Origin of the sequence: Pseudomonas sp. Sample_9 (assembly GCF_004307535.1) — a bacterium.
In the GTDB taxonomy this organism is placed as follows: domain Bacteria; phylum Pseudomonadota; class Gammaproteobacteria; order Pseudomonadales; family Pseudomonadaceae; genus Aquipseudomonas; species Aquipseudomonas mercuritolerans.
The window spans coordinates 1-1,471 of the sequence record NZ_RAZO01000168.1 but is presented as its reverse complement, the minus strand read 5'-3'; the positions used below and the strand labels follow the sequence as shown (position 1 = coordinate 1,471).

The window sequence follows — 1,471 nt, the reverse complement described above, 5'->3', positions numbered from 1 at the left end:
CTGCCGATGTTCGACATGCGCCTGATCTTCGCCGCTGGCAGCAGCCAGGATGGCAACGCGCCCGGCCTCGCGGTGCTGACCAACGCCATGCTCAACGAAGGCATCGCCGGTAAAGACGTCGGTGCGATCGCGCAGGGGTTTGAAGGCCTCGGCGCCGACTTCGGCAACGGTGCGTTCAAGGACATGGCGCTGGCTTCGCTGCGCAGCCTCAGCGCACCTGAGCAGCGTGAACCGGCGTTGAAGCTGTTCGCCGATGTGGTCGGCAAACCGACCTTCCCCGCCGATTCCTTCGCGCGCATCAAGAACCAGCTGCTCGCCGGTTTCGAATACCAGAAACAGAACCCCGGCAAACTCGCCAGTCTGGAGCTGATGAAGCGCCTGTATGGTGATCATCCGTACGCGCATTCCAGCGACGGCAATCCGCAAAGCGTGCCGAAGATTACCGTCGCGCAATTGCGCGAGTTCCACGCTAAGGCCTACGCCGCCGGCAATGCGGTGATTGCACTGGTCGGTGATCTGTCGCGAGCCGAAGCCGAGGCGATCGCCAATCAGGTTTCCTCTGCCCTGCCGAAAGGTCCGGCACTGGCGAAAATCGCCGCACCTCAGGAACCGAAGGCCAGCGTCAACCACATCGAGTTTCCGTCGAAACAGACCAACCTGATGCTCGCGCAGCTGGGCATTGATCGCGACGATCCGGATTACGCCGCGCTGTCGCTGGGCAACCAGATCCTCGGCGGCGGTGGTTTCGGTACGCGCCTGATGAGCGAAGTGCGCGAGAAGCGCGGCCTGACATACGGCGTGTATTCGGCGTTCAGCCCGATGCAGGCCCGTGGGCCGTTCATGATCAACCTGCAGACCCGCGCCGAGATGAGCGAAGGCACCCTGAAACTGGTGCAGGACGTGCTCGCCGACTACCTGAAAACCGGGCCGACACAGAAAGAACTCGACGATGCCAAGCGCGAACTGGCCGGCAGCTTCCCGCTGTCCACCGCGAGCAACGCCGACATCGTTGGCCAGCTCGGCGCGATGGGCTTCTATAATCTGCCGCTGAGCTATCTCGACGATTTCATGCGTCAGTCACAGAGCCTGACCGTAGAGCAAGTCCGCGCTGCGCTTAACAAACACCTGAGCACGGAGAAAATGGTCATCGTCACCGCTGGCCCGACCGTGCCGCAAAAGCCGTTACCGGCCCCATCTGATAAACCTGCCGAGCAACCGCTCGGGGTTCCGGAGCATTAATGGCGACTCGAGCACCGAAAAAACCTGTGCAAAACGTGCACAACGGCGTCAATCAGCTGCGCATCATTGGCGGCCAGTGGCGCAGCCGCAAGCTGAGCTTTCCTGACGCACCGGGCCTGCGCCCGACCCCGGATCGCGTGCGCGAAACCCTGTTCAACTGGCTCGCGCCGTATGTCGAAGGGGCGAAAGTGCTCGACCCGTTCGCCGGCAGCGGCGCGCTGTTTCTCGAAGC

General features: G+C 62.5%; 2 protein-coding genes. Both read left to right on the top strand.

Annotated features, from left to right (window positions below; all coding sequences use genetic code 11):
- Positions 1-1,239, top strand: a 1,239-nt coding sequence (locus tag D6877_RS09165) for a pitrilysin family protein (RefSeq protein ID WP_130910574.1), incomplete at its 5' end; no start/stop codon positions are given.
- A partial coding sequence (locus D6877_RS09160) for an RsmD family RNA methyltransferase (protein ID WP_178083657.1) occupies positions 1,239-1,471 on the top strand: 233 nt, incomplete at its 3' end. The genes D6877_RS09165 and D6877_RS09160, both read left to right, overlap by 1 nt.